Origin of the sequence: Rhodovulum sp. (assembly GCF_011048875.1) — a bacterium.
Taxonomy (GTDB): Bacteria; Pseudomonadota; Alphaproteobacteria; order Rhodobacterales; family Rhodobacteraceae; genus Rhodovulum; species Rhodovulum tesquicola.
Genome location: NZ_DSDD01000423.1, coordinates 1 through 4,393, shown reverse-complemented (window position 1 = coordinate 4,393; position 4,393 = coordinate 1). Strand labels below are relative to the sequence as shown.

Annotated in this window: 3 protein-coding genes; all 3 read left to right on the top strand. The window is 69.6% G+C overall.

Features of this window, described 5'->3' with window-relative positions:
- Positions 1 to 133 precede the first annotated feature (133 nt).
- On the top strand, positions 134 to 1,018 hold the full coding sequence (locus ENN83_RS14505; RefSeq protein ID WP_287188151.1) for a DUF2163 domain-containing protein: 885 nt from the start codon (positions 134 to 136) through the stop codon (positions 1,016 to 1,018).
- Positions 1,015 to 1,449 carry an NlpC/P60 family protein gene (locus ENN83_RS14500; protein ID WP_287188148.1) on the top strand — a complete coding sequence of 145 codons (435 nt, stop codon included), beginning with the start codon at positions 1,015 to 1,017 and terminating at the stop codon, positions 1,447 to 1,449. Before ENN83_RS14505 ends, ENN83_RS14500 begins: the two co-directional genes overlap by 4 nt.
- A gap of 9 nt (positions 1,450 to 1,458) precedes the next feature.
- A partial coding sequence (locus ENN83_RS14495; RefSeq protein WP_287188146.1) for a baseplate multidomain protein megatron occupies positions 1,459 to 4,393 on the top strand: 2,935 nt, incomplete at its 3' end.

Sequence of the window (4,393 nt, the reverse complement as noted above, 5' to 3'; positions counted from 1 at the left end):
CTGGTGACGCGGGCTGTGCCTCCTATGCCGAGGCGAGGCTCGCCCGGCCGGCTGCCGAGACCGTCGCAGCCGTGCCCCCGGACTGGGCGGACTGGATCGCCGATCTCGATGACCGCATGACGGGAACCTGCCGATGAAATCCCTCTCACCCGCGCTGCAAGCCCATCTCGACGAGGGCACGACGACGCTCGCCTGGTGCTGGCGGATCGCCCGCGCCGACGGCGTCACCTTCGGTTTCACCGATCATGATCGGACGCTGAGCTTCGACGGGACCGACTTCGAGCCGGAAAGCGGGCTGACCGCCTCCGAGGTGCGCTCGGGCTCGGATCTGTCGGTCGATGCGCAGGACGCGACAGGCGTGCTGACCTCCGACCGCATCACTGAGACCGACATCCTCGACGGCCGCTGGGACAATGCGGAGGTCGAGGTCTGGCGGGTGAACTGGGCCGATACCGGCCAGCGCGTGCTGATGCGCCGCGGCGCCATCGGCCAGATCCGGCGCGGGCGGCTGGCCTTCGTGGCCGAGGTGCGCTCGCTCGCCCATGTCCTCGGCCAGACAGTCGGGCGGACCTTCCAGGCCACCTGCGACGCCGCGCTTGGCGATGCGCGCTGTGGCGTCGATGTGGATGACCCCGTCTTCAACGGCACGGGCGCCGTCATCGATCTGCTGCGCGACCGAGCCTTCACCGCCTCGGGGCTGGGCGGGTTTGACTCCGGCTGGTTCACCTTCGGCACGCTGGACTGGACGAGCGGCGCGAACGCCGGGCGGCGCACCGAGGTGCTGGGCCATGACGTCACGGACGGCATCGCTGTGCTGACCCTGCTCGAGGCGCCGGTCCGTGCCATCGCCGAGAGCGACGCCTTCACCATCCGCGCGGGCTGCGACAAGCGGATGGAGACCTGTGGCGCGAAGTTCGCCAACACCGCCAACTTCCGCGGCTTCCCGCACATCCCCGGCCAGGACGCCGTCCTCCGCTACGCCACCAAGGATGGCGGGCACGAGGGGTCCGTGCTGTGACCACCGCCGATCCCAACCGCGTTGTCGCCATTGCGCGTTCCTGGCTCGGCACGCCTTACCACGACCAGGCCAGCCTGCGCGGCGTCGGCTGCGACTGCCTTGGTCTCGCCCGAGGGGTCTGGCGCGAGGTCGTCGGCCCCGAGCCGTTCCCGATCCCGCCTTACAGCCGCGACTGGGGCGAGACCGGACCGCGCGAGGTGCTGGCCGAGGGCGCGCGGCGCATGATGATCGAGGTGTCGCCTACAGAGGCCGGTCCGGGCGCGCTGGTCCTGTTCCGCATGAAGCCCCGCGCCATCGCTAAGCATGTCGGGATTCTCACCGGGCCCGAAACCTTCCTCCACGCCTACGAGCGGCTCGGCGTGATCGAGGAACCGCTCACCCCCTCCTGGCGGCGGCGCATCGCCTTCGCCTTCCTGTTCCCGCAACGCTGAGACCCCGACATGGCCACCCTCGTTCTCGGCGCCGCAGGCGCCGCCATTGGCGGTTCGATCGGCGGCGCGATCCTCGGCGTCAGCGCCGCGACCATCGGCGGCTTTGTCGGCTCCACCCTCGGCTCGGTGGTCGACAGCTTCATCGTCTCGTCGCTGGCGCCGACGCAGCGCATCGAGGGCGCGCGGCTCGACACGCTGCGCATCACCTCCGCGACCGAAGGTGCTGTGATCCCGCGGCTCTACGGCCGCATGCGCATGGGCGGCAACATCATCTGGGCTACGGACTTCCGCGAGGAGACGAAGACCACCACGCAGGGCGGCGGCAAGGGCGGCGGGGGCGGCAAGGTCAAGACCACCGAGTATCTGTACTATGCGAGCTTCGCGGTCGCGCTCTGCGAGGGCCCGATCACCGGCATCGGGCGCATCTGGGCCGACGGCAAGCCGATGGACCTCTCCGGCGTCACCTGGCGCTGGTATCCGGGCGACGAGACCCAAACCGCTGATCCGTTCATCGGGTCAAGGATGGGTGCCGCCAGCACGCCCGCCTATCGCGGCACCGCCTATGTGGTCTTCGAAGAACTGGCGCTCTCGACCTATGGCAACCGGTTGCCGCAGCTCTCCTTCGAGGTGTTCCGGCCGCTGGCCGACCCCGACACCGCCGAGGGACTGATCCGCGCCGTCACCCTGATCCCGGCCTCCGGCGAGTTCACCTACGCGACGCAGGCCATCCGCAAGACCGATGGCGGCGCGACGGTGCCCGAGAACCTGAACGCGCTGGCCGACTCCACCGACATGGTGGAGGCGCTCGACCGGCTGCAGGCGATGGCCCCGGCGGTCGAGAGCGTCAGCCTCGTCGTCGCCTGGTTTGGCGACGATCTGCGCGCGGGATCCTGCAAGGTGCGGCCAGGTGTCGAGGTCTCGGCCAAGTCGACCACGCCCGCCAGCTGGTCGGTGAACGGCGTCAGCCGCGCCGCCGCCTTCCTCGTCAGCCGCGACGGTCGCCATTGGAGCGCCATTGGTCCGAGCGACAATGGCGACGACCGCCCGGTCTATGGCGGCACGCCATCCGACTTCGCGGTGGTGCAGGCGATCCAGGAGATGAAGACGCGCGGGCTGCGCGTCACCTTCTACCCGTTCATCCTGATGGACGTGCCGCCCGGCAACACGCTGCCGAACCCGTATTCCCACAACGCCGCCGAGACAGGCCAGCCCGCGTTCCCCTGGCGGGGCCGGATCACCTGTTCACCCGCGGCTGGATTCGCGGGATCGGTCGACAAGACCGACACGGCCGCAAGCCAGGTCGCGGCGCTGTTCGGCGCGGCCACGCCTGCGAGCTTCAGCGTCTCGGGTCAGTCGGTTTCGTGGACCGGGCCATCAGGCGACTGGGGCCTGCGCCGCATGGTGCTGCACTACGCCCATCTCTGCGCGGCGGCGGGCGGGGTGGACGCCTTCCTCATCGGGACCGAGATGCCGGGGCTGACGACGATCCGGTCGGGAGCATCCGCCTATCCGGCGGTGCAGGCATATCGCGATCTGCTCGCGGATGTGCGCTCGATCCTCGGGTCGGGGACGAAGATTGGCTATGCGGCGGACTGGAGCGAGTATTTCGGGCACCAGCCGGGCGACGGCAGTGGCGATGTGTTCTTCCACCTCGATCCGCTCTGGGCGGACCCGGAGATCGATTTCGTCGGCATCGACAACTACATGCCGCTGTCGGACTGGCGGGATGGGTTCGAGCATGCGGATGCCGCCGAGGGCTGGCCCGCGATCTACGACCGCGCCTATCTGCAGACGAACATCGCCGGCGGCGAAGGCTTCGACTGGTTCTATGCCAGTGCCATCGATCGCACCGCGCAGGTGCGCACGCCGATCACGGATGGCACCCACGGCAAGCCATGGGTCTTCCGCTACAAGGATCTGCGCGCCTGGTGGTCGAACCCGCATTACGACCGCCCGGGCGGGGTGGAGAGTGGGACGCCGACCGCATGGGTGCCGCAATCGAAGCCCGTCTGGTTCACCGAGCTCGGCTGCCCCGCCATCGACCAGGGCACCAACCAGCCCAACGTCTTCTTCGACCCAAAGTCGTCCGAGAGCTTCTTGCCGTATTTCTCGCGCGGCTGGCGCGATGACGCGATCCAGCGGGCCTATCTGGAGGCGACGTATCTCTGGTGGAACGACGCCGCGAACAATCCGACCTCGACCGTCTATGGCGGCCGGATGGTCCATGTCCCCGAATGCGCCGCCTGGACCTGGGACGCGTGGCCGCACCCGTTCTTCCCCGCGCTGACCGATGTCTGGACCGATGGTGCGAACTGGCGGCTCGGCCACTGGCTGACCGGGCGGCTGGGGGCGGTGTCGCTGGCGGCGCTCGTGCGGCACCTCTGCCTGCGCGCCGGGCTGCCCAAGTCCCGCATCGACGTTTCCGGTCTCTGGGGCGCTGTCGAAGGCTACGCCATCACCGCGCTGGAAAGCCCGCGGGCCTCGATCACCACGCTCACACGGCATTTCGGCTTTGATGCCGTCAAGACCGAGGGCGTGATCCGCTTTGTCATGCGCGGGCGCGCGGCGGTGGCGAGCATTGCGCCCCACAATCTGGTCGTTGCGGAAGCGGGCGGCGGCGAGGTGCTGGAGCTGACCCGGGCCCAGGAGACCGAGCTGCCGCAGGCGCTCAAATGGCAGGTCGCCCGCGCCGACGAGGATTATGACGCCGCACAGGTCGAGACGCAGCGCATCACCGTGGACACGGCGCGGATCGCCTCCGAGTCCTTCCCGATGGCCGTGCCGCCCGAGGAGGCCGAGCGGCGCTGCCGCCGCGCGCTGGTGGAGGCGTGGGTGGGTCGCGAGACTGCGGCCTTCCGTCTGCCGCCCTCGCGTCTCGCCCTCGATCCGGCCGACGCGATCCGGCTGGAGCATGACGGGCGGTTGGTCGATCTGCGGCTCGTCT

Excerpts from the sequence above, each read along its gene's own strand:
- ENN83_RS14505 (WP_287188151.1), top strand. The coding sequence starts at position 134 with ATGAAATCCCTCTCACCCGCGCTGCAAGCCCATCTCGACGAGGGCACG.